Raw genomic sequence first — 21228 nt, 5'->3', positions numbered from 1 at the left:
TGTCCGTTCGCAGTGGATGGTTCAACAAAAGGTGCGTGAAAATCCTCCGGAAGATAGATGGGAAAAACCAGATGGTTACCTTCTTTGCGTGGTTGATAATATTCGTGCAGGTTGGTTTCGAAAATGCGGAGTGAATTTAACTTAATAAAGTTACGGAATATGGACTTGTTTGTTGGGTTTTTCTTTTAGGGATGTTAAATATGATCGATTGCTATTCCTAGTCGATCAGTGCAGGATTTGTGATGCAGGAAGAGTCACACTGCATGTCATTTATCAAGTTAAGGACGATCCCCTATGAAGAAAGCGAATATATTCAACACGTTGGTCTTTACCGCTATTGCAGGCTCCTCACTTTATTCCTCGGCACAAACCATACTCACGGAACAGCAGGTGGCAGCGGTCGTCAATAAAACCATCACTCCTATACTCGAAAAGCAGAATATTCCAGGGATGGCCGTCGCTGTATTTTATGACGGAAAACCGCAATTTTTTAACTATGGCGTCGCCGATATTAAAACTGGCCGTCAGGTAAACGAAAATACCTTGTTTGAGCTCGGTTCGGTGAGTAAGACCTTTACCGGAGTTGCCGGGGAGTATGCCGTGCAAACTGGTATTATGGACCTTAATGATCCCGTGACGAAATATGCTCCTGAGCTAACAGGTAGTCAGTGGAAAAATGTGAAAATGTTGCATTTGGCGACGTACACTGCGGGGGGACTTCCTCTTCAACTCCCTGATTCAGTTACCGACCAGAAATCATTATGGCAATATTATCAACAATGGCAGCCACAATGGGCTCCCGGCGAGATGCGCAACTACTCCAATGCCAGCATTGGTTTATTCGGTGCCCTAGCGATAAAAAGAAGTCAGTTAACATTCGAAAACTACATGGCGAAGTATGTATTCCAACCTTTAAAACTGAATCATACTTTTATCACTGTCCCAGAATCGATGCTGCCAAACTATGCGTGGGGATATCAAGATGGTCAGCCGGTACGCGTCACGTTGGGCATGCTGGGTGAGGAAGCTTATGGGGTGAAATCCACCACGAAAGATATGGTGAGATTTATGCAGGCCAATATGGATCTCGGCAGCTTACCCGCTGAAAACGATAAGTTAAAGAAAGCGATCATTGCATCCCAGTCACGTTATTTCCAGGCGCAAGAGATGTTCCAGGGGTTAGGATGGGAAATGTATAACTGGCCTATCAATCCGCAGAGAGTCGTTGCTGATAGTGGTAATGATATCGCTTTGAAACCACGTAAGGTTAAGGTATTGGAGCCAGTACAACCTGCGATACAGGCATCCTGGGTGCATAAGACCGGAGCTACCAATGGCTTTGGAGCCTATATTGTTTTCATCCCAGAAGAGAATATTGGCATAGTGATGTTGGCTAACAAGAACTACCCTAACCCTGTTCGCGTGCAAGCAGCGTATGATATTCTTGAGGCATTGCGTTGAGAGTAACGCCAGATTAAATTTTTATAGCTTCTTGATCATGTATATCAAGTCAAGGGGCTTTATTTTTTAAAGTATTTGGTATCTGTAACTTTCAGTAAACGCCATTAACGAGACAGAATAGGTTTTCTTCATATAGCGGGGACTAAATGGCTCTGTCGCATTAAGGCATTGTTAGGTAACATGCTGTTTTTTTGTGATGTTACCTGCTCATGTTTCTGATCCGAAACGTTTGCACTACCCGATTGATATTATTGCGAAATGTGTTCACTGGCATTTGGTTTATCCCTGAGCCTGCGCAATTTGGAGGAGATGATGGCAGATCTCGGTATTATCGTTGATCGTTTCACGCTTCACCTTTGGGTTATCCGCCTGGCATCGCTACTGGATAAGGCTTTTCGTCGGAATAAACGGTCAGTGGGTCGTCGCTGGTGAATGGACAAGATCTACATCAAAATCAGAGGCCGGGGTAAATACCGGTACCGAGTCGTGGACTCCAACGGCCAGACCATTGACTTTCTATTGATCGTCAAACGGGACGCAGTATCAGCCCTGCGTTTCTTTCGCAAGGCCATCAGTCACTAGGGCGAACCTGAGGTTGTGACTCTCGATAAAAGTGATGCTAACACAGTGGCACTGTCCGTGCTTAACAGGAGATCAAGCAGAAGATGAAACTATCACTATTAGGCAGAACAAGTATCTGAATAATCTGATTGAGCAAGACCATCGAAATATCAAACGATGGATACGACAGATGTTGGGATTAAAATCATTTTGGCGGGCGCAGACGATATTGGCGGACATTGAGTTAGTGTACATGATACGCAAAGAGTTAATTCAGCATCCCGCTGGGGCGGCTTTATCACCGTCGGAACAATTTTATCTGTTAGCGGCCTAAAAAGCTACAGTGTAACTTTTACTGGCCCAGCATCATTAACGCGCCAGAACTGTTTCATTTTCATGATCCGCCATTGGGCTACTTCCATGAATCATACCGATCAGTGATAGTTTTACACTGATGATTAAACGAGCTATTGACCACTTTCCAAACAACGAAACAGACTTAAATGCTTAGCTAATTAAAAATAAAATCCACCTTAGATATTCAGGGTGGTAAACAGATTAAAATAAAACAATAGCGAATGGAGTTTAAATGAAAGAACTATTAATGCTAATGTCAACGTTAGTTATCTGGGTGATTATTGCTAAATTTTCATCAAAATATTTGATTCATAAAGGGTATCGAAACTGGGTGAGTAAAAAAATTGGGATTATTGTTGGTGCTGTTGTTGCTTTTACCTTTTTGATTATTGTGGTAATCCCGATACCGGAAGAGACAATATTGACATCAGCCAACTCTCGCTCATCCGTCACAACGACTATGCCAGAAAAAACAATTGATAAGCATGAAGAAAAGACCAAATTAATCGCGCCTCAAGTGCTTATAGAGGAACCTCGCAACCCTGATAATAAAAGTATAAAGACGTTGGGTATTAGCCCGGACATTTTTGAAAAAAGAATGAATGCCAACTTAGAAACGTCTAATAGTTCGCTTAGACTAAAAATTAATTTTAAAAAAAATGGCGTTAACAATACGTTCAATTATGCCTTTAATGATCATTTGGTTATTGTGGGAACGATCGACAAACCCAGTCAAAAATTATCAGAGATAATCCTGATAACAAGCGGCGATGGGACTGCCCAGGATGGCATGGATATTGGCGCTGCGGTTGTTTCTGCTTTCTCCGCCACGCTGGGAGAAAATACGATGAAAACGGGTGAGCCAGGAATAATAATGATGAAACTGATGGCAATGAATAAGAGCAGCACAAAAGATAATGAACCAAGCTCAACCATTTTTAATGGCATAAAATTTAGTTTTTTCAGCAGTGATACTACCGGTTATCGGTTTACAGCAGAACCAGCCTGATTCCATATTATCAGCGATATAGGAAATGCTATCGTTATCAAAATGGCGGGGTAATGCTAGGTGATTTCTACAGCCAGGGCATCGCTCAATTAGGATTATTTGATGATAATCAGCCAAAAATTAACAGTGCAGCGCTGACGATATTAATAGGTAAGGCAAAGGAAAGGTGTGGTTTGCCGGACAAGGCATACAGAAAGCATGGCAGATGAAACGTGAGATGCTATCGCCAGTTTACACGACTCGCTGGTCTGAGCTACCTATTGTCAGGTGAATGATGAAAGAGAGCGTCCAACGGCTCGATAAGTTCAGGGCCATTATTACGAATGTTGCCTACTTTCTTTATCACTGGATGCCAGTCGAACTCTTCTGCTGACGTCAGCGCTTCCAAAGCAATCTCCTTTGCTCTTTCTGGTGAAGTATCCGGATTCATCCATTCACGAGCGGCATCTGGTGGTAAGACGACAGGGCGCCGATCATGAATGTCCACCAATCCCGAATCACTGTCCGCAGTTACTATCACAAAACCATCATCCTCTGGCGATTCGGTTTCATCAGGATGGAACCGGCTTATCGCGGCAAAGAAGATAGGCGTTTGGTTCTCATGGTAGATAAACCACGGCTGCTTTATTTTCGGATCTTCCGGCGATTTCTTCCATTCGTACCAGCCATCAGCCATCACCAGGCTACGACCGTGGTGCCATAATGGTTTAAACATCCGACTTTCCGCAGCTGTTTCTACTCGAGCATTGATGACCGGCGCACGACCCATTTGCCGCCACCATTCAGGGCCATAGCCCCACATTAGCGGATCGAGATGCAGTTCATCCTCACGCTGATTGAGAATCAGAACGCGGGTACCTGCTGCAACGTTGTATCTGCCAATAGGAACGGGATCGAGAGCACCGTTGAATTCTAATTCAGATGCAAGAAATTCAAGGTAATCATAACGGGTTTTAATTTGAGTGAAACGACCACACATGGCACAACCTCAGAAGTAGGATGTGGGGTAATTATAGTCGTTAAATGGATCGGCGATTATGCAAAATAAATGATGGAGTTTTTCCCTTGGCTTTCCCCTAAATTTCCCTGCCACAAATTTAAGACATAAAAAAACCAACCCTAAAGGATTGGTTTTCTTTGGGATGTTTGGTCGGCATGAGAGGATTTGAACCTCCGACACCCCATGACGGCGATCTATAGGCGAAAAAAAACCTCTGGGTTAGCAGAGGCTTTTTAATCTTCAAAGGAGCCGAGTATCTTTTACGTATCCTTTTTGGTCCAAACTAGGTCAGTGCTTGGTCCGGTCATTTATCATAAGTTACTGGTTTATATGATACTGTCCGGTCACTGTCCTATCAAAAGTGGTGGAGCTGGGGGGATTTGAACCCCCGTCCGAAATTACTACGCCGTCGGCACTACATGCTTAGTCCAGTCATTACATTCGCCGGTTAGCTGCGGACGGACACGCCACTAACAAACTATCCTGATTAGTTTTAATGCTTCAACCCCAGGCAAGGTTTCCACACGAGCTCTTTTGGGTTTGACCTCTCTTGATCCCCGTCCTAAGAGCGGAGGCTAGGGAGAGAGGGAACCTTCAGTTTCTTAGGCTGATTAAGCTGCTAAAGCAGCAGATTCGTATTGCGAGTCGNTTGCAATTATTTTTTTTGCGGTTTTTTACGAGGCCTCCGCACCTCGGCATGCACCTTGGGTTTCGCGAATCCCGTCGAATCCAGAATCAGCCCCAAAGAACTTCTATAGTATACCAGAACTATACGCTGATAAGCCAGAGACTTAACGGTTAGCGTGTTTCATTATTCTGGCTTTATCGACCTGCCATTCACGATCTTTGATGTCATCACGTTTATCGTGATCTTTCTTACCTTTTGCGACACCGATTTTAACTTTAACCCAGGCATTTTTCCAATATACGGAAAGGGCAACTACGGTAAAACCGTCGCGATTAACTTTACCGAGCAGCGAATCCAGCTCGCGTTTGTTTAGCAGCAGTTTACGGGTACGCATTGGCTCGCAGACAACATGAGTCGACGCAACGTTCAACGGCGTAATGGTGGCGCCAAACAAGAAGGCTTCGCCATTTCTAAAGGTTACGTAGCTATCACTAATGTTGGCTTTGCCAGCACGCAGAGATTTTACTTCCCAACCTTGCAGCGCAAGACCCGCTTCGAACTCTTCTTCAATGAAGTATTCATGGCGGGCTCGTTTATTTTGCGCAATGGTTGCGGAACCGGGTTTGTATGCTTTTTTCTTTGTCATAGTATTGATCATTATACTGTATGCGGAGGCGAATGAAATCCTTTCCCGCAGGATGCCTGTGCATTTTGTCTCATTTGTTGCGTAGAATGCCTAGCAGATTTTTTGTCTGGCGGTAGATAAATGGTATTATCAGCGCGTTTTATGTCTCACAGGAAATGTTATGCCACAGATTAGCCGCTCTGCGTTGGTTCCGTTTAGCGTAGAACAGATGTATCAACTGGTTAATGATGTTCGCTCTTATCCAGAATTTTTGCCTGGTTGCACCGGCAGCCGGGTGCTTGATGTTACTGAGAATGAAATGACGGCCGCAGTCGATGTCGCCAAGGCTGGTATCAGTAAAACGTTTACTACACGCAATACATTGACTGATAACCAGAGCATTAATATGCAATTGGTAGATGGGCCATTTCGGAAATTAATGGGCGGATGGCATTTTACCCCATTAAGTGCAGATGCTTGTAAAGTTGAACTGCACCTGGATTTTGAATTTACCAATAAGCTGATTGAGTTGGCTTTTGGTAAAATATTCAAGGAATTAGCTGGCAATATGGTGCAGGCGTTCACTCAACGTGCTAAAGAGGTATACAGTGTCTGAGATTCGCGTTGAGGTGGTTTATGCCTTGCCTGAACGCCAATATTTGCGCACTGTTTCACTTGAGGCTGGCAGTACTGTTGAGGATGCTATCAAAGCATCAGGTTTACTTGAGTTACGATCAGATATTGATCTGACAAAAAATAAAGTGGGTGTTTACAGCCGCCCGGTAAAGCTGGGAGATAAGCTTAACACGGGTGATCGTGTTGAGATTTATCGCCCTCTGAGCGCAGACCCTAAAGAGTTACGCCGACAACGCGCCGAACAGGCAAAAAAATAAGGCACCGTCTGTGCCTTATTTTTATTGTAGCCCTGAACTGCTATCGAAGAAAAAGCGTACGCCATCCTATGGTTGCATAAGTATTAGGCGGCTTGTTGCCTAAAACCATAATCAGTATTCGTTCCCTTCATCTGCTCTGCAATCTTCGGATAAATTAATTTCCTGCTAATGTTGGTTCGTTTTTGATATCAGTCAGCACGCCGCTGCTATCAAAGGTCAACGTCAACGTCTGTTGTGTTACTTTCTGGTGGCCAGGTTGTTGGCGGAACACATAGAACCAGGTTTTAGTGCCAAACGGGTCCTGTAGCATTGGTGTGCCTAAGGTATATGCCACTTGTTGCTGGGTCATACCTTTATGAATTTTGGACGCGTCATTAGGTGATAAATAGTTACCCTGATTAATATCAGGCCGGTAGACCACCTTCTCCAGCGTTGAACAACCCGCAGTAAGCATTGCAAGCATCACAGCGGCGGCAGTCAGCATTTTACAGCGCATAGTAATCACATTCCTTTAGGGCGTAGGATGACGATGATAATAGACCTTGCAGCAGTTGGAAACCTTTACAGGGCACCTGTATGACCTCTGGAAAGGAAAAAAGTTAATCTTTTCTATGCTGCGAGCAATTCTTTTGCATTTGCCAAGGTGTTTTTCGTCACTTCACTGCCGCCCAGAAGGCGCGCCAACTCTTGCAAGCGGGCTTTTTTATCTAGCCGATGCATATGGGTTTCGGTTTCAGTGCCATCGGTTTGTTTACTCACAAAGAAATGTTGATGGCCACAACCCGCAACTTGTGGAAGGTGGGTCACACACATAACCTGAGTCGATTCACCAAGCTGACGCAACAGGCGGCCCACTATGGCTGCCGTTGGCCCACTGATACCAACATCAACTTCATCGAAGATAAGCGCAGGAGTGTCCATTTTACGCGCTGTAATCACCTGAATCGCCAATGCGATGCGAGACAGTTCACCACCGGAGGCGACTTTGGCCAGTGCTTGTAGCGGTTGACCTGGGTTGGTAGTGACGCAGAACTCAATGCGGGTCGCCCCTTCAGCACTGAGGTGCTCTGGCTCAAAATGGGTGTCAATCGTGAATTGGCCATGTGGCATTGATAATTCATGCATGCTTTCGGTAATTAGCGCGGCCAATTCATCAGCATAATGCTGACGTTCTTGATGCAACCGGTTAGCTATCTCTAACGCGTGTTGATAGTGAGTATTTACCGCGTGGCTGAGTTGCTCATGGCCGTTTTCTTGCCGTGACAGCTGTTCTTGCTCATCCAGCAATTGCTGATGAAACAAGGGTAACTCTTCTGGTGCTACATGGTGTTTACGGGCCAGATTTAATTGACGAGATAACCGTTGTTCCAATTCATACAAACGGTTAGGGTCCATATCAAATTGCTCCGCATAGTGGCGTAGCTCATCACTGGCTTCACTGATTTGGATAGAAGCCTCTTCTAGCATATTTAATAAATTATTAAATTGTTCATCCATGCCAGCCAGTTCGGTTAACTGGTGTTTGGCTGAGAAGAGCTGGCTAAGAATGTTATTCTGTTCATCATCCGACAGCAATTGTAAGGCTTGTTGGCTGAGTGACAACAACTGCCCACTGTTTGCCAAACGCTTATATTCGATATCAATTTGTTCATATTCCCCCGCTTGTGGGACAAATGAATTTAGTTCTTTCAACTGATATTGCAGTAATTCCTTTCGGGCGTTACGTTCCAGAGATTGCTGTTGATGGAGTGCCAGTGCCCGGCAGCTTTGGTGCCAGATTTGATAGGCTGCTTTCATTTCGCTCAGCAAAGCAGACTGGTCTGCGTAGGCATCTAATAGCTGTTTTTGATGATCTGGTCTTAATAGCAACTGATGGGCATGTTGGCCGTGAATCTGGATGAGATGTTGGCCTAACTCTCGCAGTTGTGACAGGGGGACTGCCGTACCATTAATAAAGCCTCTTGAGCGGCCATCGGTTCCAATAGCCCGCCGCAATAGGCATTCATTGCTGTCATCAAGATGGTTGTTTTCCAACCACTGTCGGGCCGATGGGGTGTCTGTCAGTGAAAAGCGAGCACAAATATCAGCACGCGTTGCACCTAAACGCACCATGCTGCCATCTGAGCGGCTACCAAGGCATAACCCCAATGCATCTATGGCGATAGATTTACCTGCCCCTGTTTCGCCAGTAATTGCTGTCATCCCGGGTTGAAAATCGATTTCTAACTCACGCACAATTGCAAAATTACTGATGGTTAATTGGGCCAGCATGGTAAATCTCCTGTACATAAACACATAGCTGTATTTGAATACAGTATAAACTGGTTTTATATACAGTAAAGTCCTTGCGGCACTTTTTAGAATAATTTTTTCGACCAGCCTAATTTTGTACTTAACGTATTGAAATAACTGTAGTCCTTTGGATGAATAAGATTAAGGTGAAAATCACTACGGCGAATTAATACTTCTTCACCCTCCTGAATCGGTAGTGCTATCTGGCTATCACAGCTTATTTCCAGGTCGCTGGTGATTTGCGAAAACTTCAATCGGATGGTGCTGCTACTATTAATGACCAGAGGTCTGGCGGTTAGAGTGTGTGGGAACATCGGGACCAATACGATGGCGTCCAGGGTGGGGGTGAGGATTGGGCCACCTGCCGAGAGCGAATAAGCCGTCGAGCCGGTAGGGGTGGCAATGATCAGGCCGTCTGAACGTTGAGAAAAAGCGAAGCGGTTATCGATATACACTTCGAATTCAATCATATGTGCCACTTTACCCGGATGCAAAACCACTTCATTGATTGCTGTGCTGATGCGGCTTTGCTGATTGGTACGAGTCACTTGTACTTCTAGTAAGAAGCGTTGTTCGCTTAGATATTCGCCTTCCAGTACATCTGAAAGTTGTTGTTGGGCATTATCCGGGTCCAAATCAGTCAGAAAGCCCAGATTGCCTCGGTTGACACCGATGACTTTGATATCATAGCGAGCGAGTACTCGCGCGGCACCGAGCATATTGCCATCGCCCCCGACCACCACGGCTAAATCGGCTTTTTGGCCAATGTCAGCCAAGCTGCCGGTAATGGCATCGGTTAAATTTAGATCTTTGGCGATCTGCTGTTCAACCATCACGTCATAACCTTTGGCGTTTAACCAGTGGTAGAGCATCTCATGGGTGGCAAGTGCAGCCGGATGCCGTGGGTGACCGACAATACCAATACAATTGAATCTTTTATTATTCATTGCCGTGATTTTCCTTACTGGGGCGTCTTTTACCCCACATTATGACCGGTTCCCTTGAATCCCCGGTTTTGATCCCCATAATAAGCCAAGTAGCGAGATTAATGCTAAAACGCGGAGATATCCATGAGTAGTAAAGAACAGAAAACACCAAACGAGCAAGTCTCGGAAGAAATGGAAAATGCAGCAGAGCAGCAAGTGGAAGCGACACAAGAGACGGGTGAAGGTGTAGATCCGCGTGTTGCCGAGCTTGAAGCGCAGTTGGCTGCAGCCGTACAGCGTGAGCGCGAAAGCTTGCTACGCGCTAAGGCTGAAGTTGAGAATATCCGTCGTCGTACTGAATTGGATGTTGAAAAAGCGCATAAGTTTGCACTGGAAAGATTTTCATCTGAATTATTGCCAGTGATCGATAATCTGGAACGTGCACTGGATACTGCTGATAAAAGCAATACCGAACTGACTTCGATGATTGAAGGTGTCGAGTTGACGCTGAAATCACTGCTCGATGCAGTAGGTAAATTCGGCATTGAGGTTGTCGCTGATACCCATGTGCCGTTTAATCCTGATGTTCATCAGGCAATGACGATGCTTGAATCTGCTGATCATGAACCAAATCATGTGATGATGGTGATGCAAAAAGGCTATACGCTAAATGGCCGTTTGCTACGCCCGGCAATGGTTGCGGTATCTAAAGCGAAAGCTTAAGGTGTCCTGACGTGAAAAAGGCACCTTCGGGTGCCTTTTTTTATTTAACTATCTTGGTATTTTATTCTGCTGTTGGTAGCTTGGGTTGCCAATCAATAGCTTGTTGATTGTGCTGTTGCAGTAGCTGATTTGCTTGTGAAAAGTGCTTACAACCAAGAAAACCACGATGGGCAGACAGCGGCGATGGGTGCGGCGCTTTTAAAATAAAGTGGCGTTGGGTATCAATGATCCGGCCCTTCTTCTGGGCATGTGCTCCCCACAGCATAAAAATCACCCCATCACGATGTTCATTCAGGGCTGCAATGACTTTATCAGTGAAGGTTTCCCAACCAAGGTTAGCATGAGAGTGCGCATTACCTGCTTCAACGGTTAGCACGGTATTGAGTAGCAAGACCCCTTGTTCGGCCCAGCTTTGCAAGAAGCCATGATTGGGGCGCTCAAAGCCTGGGATATCGGTAGCCAACTCTTTGTACATGTTCACCAAAGAGGGAGGCGCTGGCACACCAGGTAACACAGAAAATGATAATCCATGTGCTTGATTGGGGCCGTGGTAGGGGTCTTGCCCTAAAATAACCACTTTAACCTGATCCAATTCAGTCAGGCGGAATGCGTTAAATACATCTTTTTGCGCAGGATAGATAGTCTTGCCAGCACTGCGTTCTGCTGCCACATAGGCCAGCGTATCTCTAAAGTAAGGCTGTTCTTTTTCCAGGCCGATCACATCGTGCCAGGTAAGGGAGGCAGACATAAACACTCTCCTTGGTTTCTGCAAAGTATTGATGTGCGTTAGCTTACCGGTTCAAACCGGTGAGTGAAACCGTTAAACCTGACTCTGTGACGTAATGATGATTTCTTGACCTTTTTATGCAAAAAATGTTGAAAATTTACAAAAATATTTGCTGTCAGTTGTTTTGATAAAATTGATATAAAACATAAATTTGGCGATGGAGTTATTACTGATGTGGTCGAAAGATTGATTTAAGTCAAAGAATTGCGGCGGTCTGACTGGTATACAGAACAATAAGACAACAATGGTTTTACCAAATAACCAAGATAGTTTCTCCCCCTTGGAATTTATATCCGCATTATGGAGGCACCAAATGATTACTGGTATTCAAATTACTAAAGCTAACAATGAAGCCTTACTGAACTCTTTTTGGCTGTTAGATGATGAAAAATCTGAACTGCGCTGTGTTTGCGCTAAAGCGGGTTATGCCGAAGATCAGATAGTTCCTGCCAGTGAGTTAGGCCAGATTGAATATCGCGAAGTTCCACTGGAAGTGCAGCCTACTGTGCGTGTTGAAGGTGGTCAGCATTTGAACGTTAACGTTCTGCGCCGCGAAACACTGGAAGATGCAGTGAAAAATCCAGAAAAATATCCTCAGTTGACGATTCGTGTTTCTGGCTATGCAGTGCGTTTTAACTCCCTGACACCAGAACAACAACGTGATGTAATTACTCGTACTTTCACTGAAAGTCTGTAATTTTTGTCATAACGTTTAAGTCATTCAAAAATTCTAAGGGAGCTTCGGCTCCCTTTTTCATCTCTGCTATTTAGTGGTCGATAAATTTGATAACGATCACACTTCTCTATATTTATAAGTAAATCTTATCATTTCCATTTAAGAACATCATCCGATGTGTCGATAGATAAACCCATAACGCCGAACTAATTATCTGGATTATCTTTCGACAAGGAGTTGGCATGAGTGGACCTGTCAGTTTGATTAGGCCTACTGCATTAGTAGGTTTAATGAGTCAAGTGAACCCATCGGAACTGCCAAAGAGGGATGTCACCACCGCAGACAAGCCTTCAGTGGGACAACCGACTCATCTTACAGCAGCAACACTGGCAGGTAATGAGCTTTGTTATAGTATGCAAGCTAACGTTAGCCTGACACGAAGTAACGGAGCTGCGACGGGGAGTGAGTATGTTGCGATATCAAATGGACAAGGATCACAGCAAGGGGACTATTCATTAGCATTACTCGCTAAAGATGTTTACGCTCCTGCTGCTGGTAGCATCGGCGGGTTTACACGTTTGAGTGATGGTGAGTTACTGGCTGCGGGAATAGATCCGGCGAGTTTATTTAATAGTGCTTCAGGATTTCAGGCTGGGATTTATCATGATAATCAGCAGTATGTTTTATCCTTTGCCGGTACCAATGATGTAAATGATTGGTTAAGTAACATCCGGCAAGCCACTGGCTACGATGATGTACAGTATAATCAAGCCGTTGCTGTAGGGAAAACCGCAAAAATGGCATTTGGTGATGCGCTGGTGATTACCGGGCACTCATTGGGGGGCGGTTTGGCGGCGACCGCAGCATTAGCGAGTGGAACATTTGCGGTGACATTTAATGCCGCGGGTGTTTCAGACCACACCATAAATCGCCTTGGTATGGACCCCACTCAAGCACGGATTTCAGCAGGAAACGGTGGTGTGCGCTGCTATAGCGAACAATATGATTTGCTGACAGATGCACAGGAATCTACGTGGTTAATTCCTGATGCGGTAGGCCATAAAATCACTCTGACAAATAGTGACAAACTCACTGGGATAGATGATTGGCTGCCACATAAGCACCTTGAACGCCGCTTATCGGCACACAGTATTGATAAAGTGATCAGCTCAATGAGTGAACAACAACCTTGGGAGCGGCAGTATGCCTGAATCGACACTGGCAATGAGGGTGAGGCGCCATTTGCGTTATGCCATCTACGGTGTTTTGATGCCATTAATAAGTTTTGAGGGGCAGGCGATGACAGATATTAATACAGCTTTTACTGATCCGATTGTAATACCGATCGCTGATGCGATTGTCCACGGAGATGTAAAACAGATCCATCAGTTAGCAAATGAAAAGTTGTTGCAGCAGCAAGGTGATCGGTCGGTAACCCTGATGCAGTGGGCTATTCTCAACCAACAGCCAGAAAGTTTAGCGGCGTTGCTGCAAGAGCATGCTGATCCATTTCAGTCGGGCATGCAGGGTGATACCGCCTGGCATACGGCGGCTAGTGTGCAAGATGCGCATTACCTGCAAATTTTACTTGAAGGCCGTATGAAACCTAATGCGCGCAATAGTGTAACACTGGCGACGCCATTGGCTGCGGCTGTTATGGCGGGGCGCGGAGTTCAGGTTATCCTGCTGTTAGTTGCTGGGGTCGATCCGAATATGGCTGATCGGATGGGGGATACACCACTGCATTTAGCGGGCAAAACCAATGCGCCAGATCTGGCATTGCGGCTATTAAAAGCCGGTGCTGATCCTGAATTACGCAACAAGCAGGGGGCAACCTTTCAACAATATTTTGCCATGACGCCTTTGAATATTCAAAGTGCTGAAATGCAACAAAAACACCAGCAATTGAATACCTGGCTGCGCGGGAAGAAACTCGCTGAGGTTTATCAGCAGTAGCAGAATATTAGCCGGATAGGCTAAAACGCAACTTGAGTGCGAAATACAGTAAGGTTGTCGCCATCGTGCTGATAATAAAAAAGCCGCTGTTATAAGCGGCTTTTTCGCAAGAATGCTAAATCAATCAGCACTCTTGGTATCAGGTTTTTCCTTTGGCTTACGCCGCTTACCAACATTTTTGGCATCGCGGTGACGTACCTTAACCTTTACCTTCTCTTTGCTGGCTTCTTTTAGCTCTTTACGCTTTGCTAAAACCTTTTTAGAAGGTTTACCGGTGGTTTTTTCGCTTGGTGCCTTGCTGGTCGGGCGTAATTCATCAATAACCCGTGGCTTCAATGGTTCGTTCAGATAACGGCCAATTTTACCCAGCAATAGATGGTCATGCGCTTCAACTAATGAGATAGCAACACCTTTGCGCCCGGCGCGGCCAGTACGGCCAATACGGTGCAGATAGACATCAGATGTCAGCGGCAGATCAAAGTTGAATACATGACTGATATCGTCGATGTCGAGACCGCGTGAAGCCACATCAGTGGCAACCAGAACATTAACCCGGCCATCGCCTAAACGAATAACGGCTTCGGTGCGCTTCGCCTGAACCATTTCACCTTCGAGGAACCAGGCGTTAATTCCGGCCTCACGTAGCCAACTGACCAGTTGGTGTACCTTTTCACGGGTTCTGACGAAAATGATGGATTTCTGCACTTCCGGTTGCTTGAGCAGATGCACTAGCAGCGCGGTTTTGTGTTCGATATTGTCAGCACGATAGTACCATTGCTGAATTTTTTTACGTTCGCGACGAGATGGATCGGCTTCCAACTCTACCGGCTCATTCAGGATGCGTTCCGCAAACTCACGGATAGCTTCACCTTCAAGCGTGGCGGAGAACAGTAAGGTTTGTTTACGCCAGCGAGTCTCTGCGGCGATGGTTTCAATGTCCTGCGCAAAGCCCATATCCAGCATACGGTCGGCTTCATCCAGAATCAGGGTTTCTACTGCCCGACAGTCAAAGTTCTCTTCTTTGATGTATTGCAACAAGCGGCCAGTGGTCGCAACAACGATATCCTGATTTTCACTAAACACTTCCGCGTGGTTCATATAAGCCACACCGCCGGTGATCGTGGCGATATCCAGCTGTGTATGCTTGGCCAATTCACGGGCTTGATCCGCAACTTGCATGGCTAATTCACGGGTTGGCGTCAGGATCAGTATCCGTGGCGGGCCAGATTTTTTGCGTGGGAAATCGAGCAAATGCTGCAAGGCAGGCAGCAAAAAGGCGGCAGTTTTGCCAGTACCTGTTGGAGCCGAACCCAATACATCGCGCCCATCCATAGCTGGCGGAATAGCCGCAGCTTGAATGGCGGTAGGGCGCTCATAGCCTTTGTCGCGCAGTGCGTCAATCAGGCGTTCATCGAGATCGAGTTCGGAAAAATTGGTTACAGTCATGGTCTTCCTCTACTTGGGGCGCCGATTATAGACGGGTTAGCCGAATTCTTCACCTGTTTAAGCGGTAATGATGTCTTTTCCCTTCAATCATATTGTCCTATGCTACGCCGGTTATGGATTCTGGTGACTAATGTGGGCGAACAATTGAAAAAAAAACCGGTGTTACGTGGTGGTGGTTTCACTTTTAAACAATTCTTTGTGGCACATGACTGCTGTGCGATGAAGGTAGGCACTGATGGTGTTCTACTTGGGGCTTGGGTGCCGGTGGAAAAAGCCCGTAAAGTGTTGGATATCGGTTGTGGCAGTGGACTTATTGCTCTAATGATTGCTCAACGTTCAACATCTGAGGTATTGATTGATGGCGTTGAACTGGAGCCAGAAGCCGCACGGCAGGCAAGCAGCAATGCGGCGTCATCTCCCTGGGCTGAGCGGGTTCGTATTTATCAGCAGGACGTGCACCAGTTTGCTGAAAACCACCCTCATCAGTATGATCTGATTGTCAGCAATCCACCTTATTTTGCTCCGGCGCTCGCCTGCCGGGATGAGGCCCGCGATACTGCGCGTTACACCGGCTCCTTAACGCATGATGCTTTACTAAACTGTGCTGAGAAGCTTATCACACCGAGCGGTGCGTTTTGTGTGGTTTTACCTCATGACTTGGGAATTGAACTCTCCCGCCTTGCTATTCAACAAAACTGGTTCGTTCACTGCCAAGTAGACATCAGGGATCGTCCTGGTAAGCCGCTAAATAGAATGTTATTGACGTTATCGCGCCAGATGGGAGAGACGGAGTATCAGCATTTAGCTTTGCGTCAATCTGAAGGGGTCTATTCCCCTGAGTTTTGTCAGTTGATCAGCGAGTTTTATCTCAACTATTAGTTATCGTGATAAGTGGTTGTAGTGATAAGTCAAAAATCAGGATAAGCAGGGCGCGATAGTGAACCGCGCCCTGAAAAGCTATTATGGATGAAGAATGGTAGGCTGTGGATTCTCTATTTGATCAGGATAATCAAGCGTATAATGCAAACCACGGCTCTCTTTACGCTCCATGGCACAGCGCACGATTAACTCAGCGACCTGCACGAGGTTACGTAATTCCAGCAGATTATTGGAGATACGGAAGTTGGCATAATATTCATCAATCTCCTGCTGTAATGTATTGATACGGCGTAAAGCGCGCTCTAAGCGTTTGGTGGTGCGCACAATACCGACGTAATCCCACATGAATAAACGCAGTTCATGCCAGTTATGCTGAATGACGACACGTTCATCAGAGTTATCAACACGGCTTTCATCCCAGTCTGGCAAATGTTTCGCCAATTTGGCATGTGGCAAGCGCATAAGAATATCTTCAGCGGCAGACCAGCCATACACCAGGCACTCGAGCAGAGAGTTAGAAGCCATGCGGTTAGCGCCATGCAAGCCGGTATAGCTGACTTCGCCAATCGCATATAAACCATCCAGGTCAGTACGCCCATGTTGGTCTACCATTACACCGCCACAGGTATAGTGAGCAGCAGGTACGATAGGAATGGCTTCTTTGGTCAAATCGATACCGAGCGACAGTAGTTTTTCGTAGATCATCGGGAAGTGCTGCATCACGAAATCAGTCGGTTTATGACTGATATCCAGATACATACAATCAGCACCGAGGCGCTTCATCTCATGGTCTATGGCACGGGCGACGATATCACGCGGGGCCAATTCCCCTCGGGGGTCAAAATCAAGCATAAAGCGGCTGCCGTCAGGGCGCTTAAGGTAAGCACCTTCGCCACGTAATGCTTCGGTCAGTAAGAAGTTACGCGCTTGCGGATGGAACAAGCAGGTAGGATGAAATTGGTTAAATTCTAAATTAGCGACACGACACCCAGCACGCCATGCCATGGCGATACCATCGCCAGAAGAGATATCAGGGTTAGTGGTATATTGGTAAACTTTGGCGGCACCACCGGTAGCTAAAACGACCGCTTTAGCCCGAAAAGTTTCAACTTTCTCAAGCTCCCGGTTCCAGATATAAGCGCCGACCACACGTTTAGTGCCCGTCAGACCAATTTTATTGGACGTGATAAGATCGACAGCATTACAGCGTTCTTTCACTAAAATGTTAGGGTGGGTCCTTGCTTTACCTACCAGGGTGGTTTCTACTTCTTTACCTGTAGCATCAGCAGTATGCAGTATACGGCGATGGCTATGACCGCCTTCACGGGTAAGGTGATAACGTTCTTCGCCGCTGGCATTGGTTTCGGTATCAAACAGGACGCCTTGATCAATAAGCCATTGCACGCAAGAGCGGGCGTTACTGGCAATAAACTCTACGGCGTCTTTATCACAAAGCCCGGCCCCAGCAATCAGGGTGTCATCGACATGTGAACTAATGCTGTCAGTTTCATCAAAAACGGCAGCAATACCTCCCTGAGCATAAAAAGTGGCACCTTCATTAAGTGGCCCTTTGCTCAGAACAGTTACTTTACAATGTGGCGCCAGGCGTAAAGCCAATGACAAACCGGCAGCGCCACTCCCGATGATCAATACATCGCTAACGTGTTCAGATGATGATTGCATATCGTATGATGTGTGCAGAAGAAGAGTGAAANTCATGTTAGCCTATCTGCCAGAGCAAAAGCTATGGCTATAAGATGTCTAAAGAATATTCAGACAAATAATCTGGCAACATGGAACTTTGCAATTTTTATAAACTCCAAGCGTGTGCTTGCTCAGGAAAATAAAGATATGGCTGGCAGTACTACTTTTAGCGTGAGGATAGATTTCGGGAGAGTTCACCTCGGATGAGCGAGCAGTTAACGGATCAGATGCTGGTTGAACGGGTCCAGAAAGGTGATCAGCAATCGTTCAATTTACTGGTAATTCGATACCAGCATAAGGTTGCGAGCCTTGTATCCCGCTATGTGCCTCAGGGTGATGTCCCTGATGTAGTTCAGGAATCTTTTATCAAAGCTTATCGTGCATTGGAGTCATTTCGTGGCGATAGCGCTTTCTATACGTGGCTTTACCGTATTGCTGTGAATACAGCAAAAAATTACTTAGTTGCTCAGGGGCGGCGCCCGCCATCCAGTGATGTGGATGCAAATGATGCTGAAAATTACGAAAATGCGGGTGCATTGAAAGAAATATCGAACCCTGAGAACTTAATGTTGTCTGAAGAATTGAGGCAGATAGTTTTTAAAACCATAGAGTCACTTCCTGAAGATCTGCGGATGGCGATTACACTCAGGGAGTTAGATGGTCTAAGCTATGAAGAGATAGCTGTGATTATGGACTGTCCGGTCGGTACTGTTCGTTCCCGTATCTTCCGTGCCAGAGAGGCTATCGATAATAAAGTTCAGCCGCTAATTCAGCGATAAGCGGACACATAAAGGGTATTTGGCATGCAGAAAGAAAAGCTTTCCGCTCTGATGGACGGAGAAACTCTCGATAGTGAGCTGCTTGGTTCTTTATCGAAAGATAAAGCATTGCAGCAAAGCTGGCAGAGCTATCATTTAATCCGTGATACCCTGCGGGGGGATGTTGGTGAAGTCTTGCATCTGGATATCGCCAGCCGAGTCGCAGAGGCACTCAAAAACGAGCCTGCTCGTTTTGTACCTATTGCTGTGCCTGAATCTCAGCCACAACCTCATGTCTGGCAGAAAATGCCTTTCTGGCAAAAAGTTCGCCCATGGGCCAGCCAGATTACTCAGGTTGGGGTTGCCGCGTGTGTTTCTCTAGCGGTAATTGTTGGGGTTCAACAATACAACCAACCCGAATCAGGTAATTTGCAACCAGAATCACCTGCATTTAATACCTTACCGATGATGGGTAAAGCCTCGCCAGTAAGTTTTGGTGTGCCTGCTGATGGTTCTTTCGGAACGTCTCAACAGCATCAGGTTCAGGAGCAACGTCGGCGAGTCAATATGATGACTCAATTGCAAGATTTTGAATTGCAACGCCGCTTGCCACAAACTGACGTGTTGCAGCAGCCTTCAACATCGACACAAGCCGCTATTCAGGTTCCCGGAACTCAGTCCTTAGGAATGCAGCAGCAGTAATGAAGCAACTTTGGTTCTCCGTCTGTTTAATGACGGGCAGCCTGTTCATGCCAACAATTGCTTCGGCGGAAACGACGCCGATAGCAATGTTGCAGGAAATGAGCAGTGCCAGCCAGTCGCTCAACTATGAGCTATCCTACATTAATGTTAATAAGCAAGGGATTGATTCTCTTCGCTATCGACATGCTATTTTAGATAAAAAAACCTTTGCGCAATTGCTGCGTATGGATGGCCCACGCACAGAGATCTTACAGCGTGGTAATGAAATAAGTTATTTCGAGCCTGGTTTCGATGCTTTCACTCTGGCGGGTGAACATATAGTTGATGCATTGCCGTCTATCGTATTCCCCGATTTTGAAAAGCTGTCAAAATACTATAACTATATTGCACTTGGCCGTGCCCGTATTGCAGACCGACCATGTCAGGTTATTCGGGTAGTCGCCCGTGACAGTACCCGATACAGCTATATTATTTGGATGGATGAAACGAGCAAACTCCCAATGCGGGTAGATTTGTTAGATCGTGATGGTGAAACACTTGAGCAATTTCGTGTGATTTCTTTTGCTATCGGTGAACCTATTCAGGATATTTTGCAAGGTATGGTAAAGCTCTCTTTACCGCCATTGCTTGCATTACCTGCTAAAACCAAGGTTGATTTTACCTGGGCCCCACGTTGGTTGCCGGAAGGTGTTTCCGAGGTTTCACGCAGTCGCCGTATATTACCGAATATGGATGCACCAACAGAATCACGGTTATATTCTGATGGGTTATTCAGTTTTTCAGTAAATATAAATCCGGCGGGTAAAGATGCGCCTTCAGAGCAATCCTTACGTCAAGGTCGTAGAACTGTGCATACTGAAGCTCGTAATAATGTTGAAATTACCATAGTTGGCGAGCTTCCGCCTACAACTGCAAAACGTATCGCTGACAGTATTGTTTTGGAATCAACAAAATGATGAAAGAATGGGCTACAGTTATTTCGTGGCAAAATGGTGTTGCTCTATTGCGTTGTGAACCACAGTCTGGTTGTGGGAGTTGCAATGCGCGCACTGGATGCGGTAGTCATTTATTAAATGAATTGGGGCCGGAGTCGGAGCACCAATTACAAATAGCTATCTCGCAACCGCTTGAACCTGGTCAAAAGGTTGACGTCGGTATTAGTGAGGGGAGTTTATTACGTTCTGCTTCTTTGGTTTATCTAACGCCTTTAGCCGGATTGATTGCGGGTGGCGGTTTATTTCAGGCTTTATTTGTTACCGATGCTTTTACTGCTCTAGGCGCTATTTTAGGTGCTGGGCTAGGTTTTTTGCTCGCCAGAACATTAGCGAGCAGAATTGAAGGACAGAGTGACTATCAACCAATGATTCTACAGATTGGTTTACCCCCAACGACTATACGAATTCAGTAACAGAATAATTCCTTTCCTCTCAGCCATGATAGGCCGGAATACGGTTTTGTATCATGTGTTCAACTAAAGCAATAAAAAGATCGGCACTGATAAGCGCTGAGTAATCTACTGAGAAAAGTATGTTACCTTTAGCATCAAATAAGCGTATTTTATCATGATCTTTCTCGCGTAACGTCTCGACACGCAGGATGTCTTCAATGCTGATAATACCGTCTGTTGTAATTAATGAGTGTGCACTAAGTGAAAGTGGAGTTGTATCCATCTGAACATTTTTCACCATGATTACATTTAAAAGACCATGGTATATGAGTGATTTTAGCCAGTTGTCATTCTTTTTAATTACATCAAATACAATTGCTTTCCCTCGGGATAAAGAGTTTAAACTTACTATCCCGACATGCATGACTTGTTGATGGATGATTGTGTTTATCAGCGGG

General features: G+C 45.7%; 21 protein-coding genes, 1 other RNA gene and 3 pseudogenes. 15 read left to right on the top strand and 10 right to left on the bottom strand.

The window, feature by feature from the left end; translation table 11 throughout:
• Nucleotides 1–294: 294 nt before the first annotated feature.
• From ampC to V1952_RS10680, 4 genes and pseudogenes are all read left to right on the top strand, one after another.
• Nucleotides 295–1461 carry a class C beta-lactamase gene (ampC, locus tag V1952_RS10695; RefSeq protein ID WP_420073950.1) on the top strand — a complete coding sequence of 389 codons (1167 nt, stop codon included), beginning with the start codon at nt 295–297 and terminating at the stop codon, nt 1459–1461.
• A 196-nt stretch (nt 1462–1657) separates the two neighbouring features.
• A pseudogene (locus tag V1952_RS10690) lies at nt 1658–2356 on the top strand (IS6 family transposase).
• A 255-nt stretch (nt 2357–2611) separates the two neighbouring features.
• Entirely contained in the window at nt 2612–3388 is a 777-nt protein-coding gene (locus V1952_RS10685; protein WP_420074727.1) for a hypothetical protein, read from the top strand.
• 29 nt (nt 3389–3417) lie between these two features.
• Nucleotides 3418–3659: pseudogene (locus tag V1952_RS10680) on the top strand (DUF4113 domain-containing protein); the annotation flags it as partial.
• On the opposite strand, the gene V1952_RS10675 reads toward V1952_RS10680, so the two are convergent.
• The 3 genes from V1952_RS10675 to smpB form a co-directional block, all read right to left on the bottom strand.
• Nucleotides 3642–4367, bottom strand: coding sequence for an SOS response-associated peptidase family protein (locus V1952_RS10675; RefSeq protein ID WP_420074726.1), 726 nt, complete (start codon nt 4365–4367; stop codon nt 3642–3644). The pseudogene V1952_RS10680 and the gene V1952_RS10675 overlap by 18 nt on opposite strands.
• Nucleotides 4368–4750: 383 nt before the next feature.
• Nucleotides 4751–5131: a transfer-messenger RNA gene (gene ssrA / locus V1952_RS10670) on the bottom strand.
• A gap of 48 nt (nt 5132–5179) precedes the next feature.
• Nucleotides 5180–5662: an SsrA-binding protein SmpB gene (gene smpB / locus V1952_RS10665; protein WP_049608454.1), complete on the bottom strand. Its 483-nt coding sequence runs from the start codon at nt 5660–5662 to the stop codon at nt 5180–5182.
• Between the two features lie 160 nt (nt 5663–5822).
• Between smpB and V1952_RS10660 the strand changes: the two genes are divergently transcribed.
• A complete protein-coding gene (locus V1952_RS10660; protein ID WP_005188672.1) occupies nt 5823–6257 on the top strand; it encodes a type II toxin-antitoxin system RatA family toxin in 435 nt (144 codons plus the stop codon).
• On the top strand, nt 6250–6534 hold the full coding sequence (locus tag V1952_RS10655) for an RnfH family protein (protein WP_032907001.1): 285 nt from the start codon (nt 6250–6252) through the stop codon (nt 6532–6534). Before V1952_RS10660 ends, V1952_RS10655 begins: the two co-directional genes overlap by 8 nt.
• A 154-nt stretch (nt 6535–6688) precedes the next feature.
• On the opposite strand, the gene bamE is transcribed toward V1952_RS10655, so the two are convergent.
• The 3 genes from bamE to nadK form a co-directional block, all read right to left on the bottom strand.
• Nucleotides 6689–7030, bottom strand: coding sequence for an outer membrane protein assembly factor BamE (bamE, locus tag V1952_RS10650; RefSeq protein WP_083163108.1), 342 nt, complete (start codon nt 7028–7030; stop codon nt 6689–6691).
• 113 nt (nt 7031–7143) lie between these two features.
• Entirely contained in the window at nt 7144–8805 is a 1662-nt protein-coding gene (gene recN, locus V1952_RS10645) for a DNA repair protein RecN (RefSeq protein ID WP_420074725.1), read from the bottom strand.
• A gap of 86 nt (nt 8806–8891) precedes the next feature.
• A complete protein-coding gene (gene nadK / locus V1952_RS10640) occupies nt 8892–9773 on the bottom strand; it encodes an NAD(+) kinase (protein WP_083163112.1) in 882 nt (293 codons plus the stop codon).
• 123 nt (nt 9774–9896) lie between these two features.
• On the opposite strand from nadK, the gene grpE reads away from it, so the two are divergent.
• Nucleotides 9897–10475, top strand: a complete 579-nt coding sequence (gene grpE / locus V1952_RS10635) for a nucleotide exchange factor GrpE (RefSeq protein ID WP_372559701.1) — start codon at nt 9897–9899, stop codon at nt 10473–10475.
• 61 nt (nt 10476–10536) lie between these two features.
• On the opposite strand, the gene ung is transcribed toward grpE, so the two are convergent.
• The gene (gene ung / locus V1952_RS10630; RefSeq protein ID WP_372559700.1) at nt 10537–11223 is read right to left on the bottom strand and encodes a uracil-DNA glycosylase; all 687 of its coding nucleotides are present in this window, start codon (nt 11221–11223) and stop codon (nt 10537–10539) included.
• A 352-nt stretch (nt 11224–11575) separates the two neighbouring features.
• Here ung and grcA point away from each other — a divergent pair, with 352 nt between their 5' ends.
• The 3 genes from grcA to V1952_RS10615 all read left to right on the top strand — a co-directional run bounded on the left by grcA (nt 11576) and on the right by V1952_RS10615 (nt 13894).
• The gene (gene grcA, locus V1952_RS10625; RefSeq protein ID WP_005188661.1) at nt 11576–11959 is read left to right on the top strand and encodes an autonomous glycyl radical cofactor GrcA; all 384 of its coding nucleotides are present in this window, start codon (nt 11576–11578) and stop codon (nt 11957–11959) included.
• A gap of 221 nt (nt 11960–12180) precedes the next feature.
• A complete protein-coding gene (locus V1952_RS10620) occupies nt 12181–13149 on the top strand; it encodes a phospholipase (protein ID WP_420074724.1) in 969 nt (322 codons plus the stop codon).
• An 88-nt stretch (nt 13150–13237) separates the two neighbouring features.
• The gene (locus tag V1952_RS10615; RefSeq protein WP_372559941.1) at nt 13238–13894 is read left to right on the top strand and encodes an ankyrin repeat domain-containing protein; all 657 of its coding nucleotides are present in this window, start codon (nt 13238–13240) and stop codon (nt 13892–13894) included.
• Between the two features lie 120 nt (nt 13895–14014).
• Here the strand turns inward: V1952_RS10615 and srmB are convergent, their stop codons facing one another.
• The gene (gene srmB / locus V1952_RS10610) at nt 14015–15340 is read right to left on the bottom strand and encodes an ATP-dependent RNA helicase SrmB (protein ID WP_005188653.1); all 1326 of its coding nucleotides are present in this window, start codon (nt 15338–15340) and stop codon (nt 14015–14017) included.
• A 132-nt stretch (nt 15341–15472) separates the two neighbouring features.
• On the opposite strand from srmB, the gene trmN reads away from it, so the two are divergent.
• Nucleotides 15473–16219 carry a tRNA(1)(Val) (adenine(37)-N(6))-methyltransferase TrmN gene (gene trmN, locus V1952_RS10605; RefSeq protein WP_420074728.1) on the top strand — a complete coding sequence of 249 codons (747 nt, stop codon included), beginning with the start codon at nt 15473–15475 and terminating at the stop codon, nt 16217–16219.
• An 81-nt stretch (nt 16220–16300) separates the two neighbouring features.
• On the opposite strand, the gene nadB is transcribed toward trmN, so the two are convergent.
• Nucleotides 16301–17902, bottom strand: a complete 1602-nt coding sequence (gene nadB, locus V1952_RS10600; RefSeq protein ID WP_193784795.1) for an L-aspartate oxidase — start codon at nt 17900–17902, stop codon at nt 16301–16303.
• A 224-nt stretch (nt 17903–18126) separates the two neighbouring features.
• Between nadB and rpoE the strand changes: the two genes are divergently transcribed.
• From rpoE to rseC, 4 genes are read left to right on the top strand one after another with little or no spacing between them, the layout of a single operon-like run.
• A complete protein-coding gene (rpoE, locus tag V1952_RS10595; protein ID WP_005159396.1) occupies nt 18127–18702 on the top strand; it encodes an RNA polymerase sigma factor RpoE in 576 nt (191 codons plus the stop codon).
• A gap of 24 nt (nt 18703–18726) precedes the next feature.
• Nucleotides 18727–19383 carry an anti-sigma-E factor RseA gene (gene rseA / locus V1952_RS10590; protein WP_083163122.1) on the top strand — a complete coding sequence of 219 codons (657 nt, stop codon included), beginning with the start codon at nt 18727–18729 and terminating at the stop codon, nt 19381–19383.
• A complete protein-coding gene (gene rseB, locus V1952_RS10585; protein WP_420074723.1) occupies nt 19383–20339 on the top strand; it encodes a sigma-E factor regulatory protein RseB in 957 nt (318 codons plus the stop codon). Before rseA ends, rseB begins: the two co-directional genes overlap by 1 nt.
• Nucleotides 20336–20791, top strand: coding sequence for a SoxR-reducing system protein RseC (gene rseC / locus V1952_RS10580; RefSeq protein ID WP_420074722.1), 456 nt, complete (start codon nt 20336–20338; stop codon nt 20789–20791). The genes rseB and rseC overlap by 4 nt, the downstream gene beginning before the upstream one ends.
• Before the next feature lie 19 nt (nt 20792–20810).
• Here the strand turns inward: rseC and V1952_RS10575 are convergent.
• Nucleotides 20811–21228, bottom strand: a pseudogene (locus V1952_RS10575) (hypothetical protein); the annotation flags it as partial.

Source organism: Yersinia sp. 2542 StPb PI, from assembly GCF_048593855.1.
Classification (GTDB): Bacteria; Pseudomonadota; Gammaproteobacteria; order Enterobacterales; family Enterobacteriaceae; genus Yersinia; species Yersinia enterocolitica_E.
The sequence above is the reverse complement of the archived record's forward strand: the minus strand, read 5'-3'. Positions and strand labels throughout refer to the sequence as shown.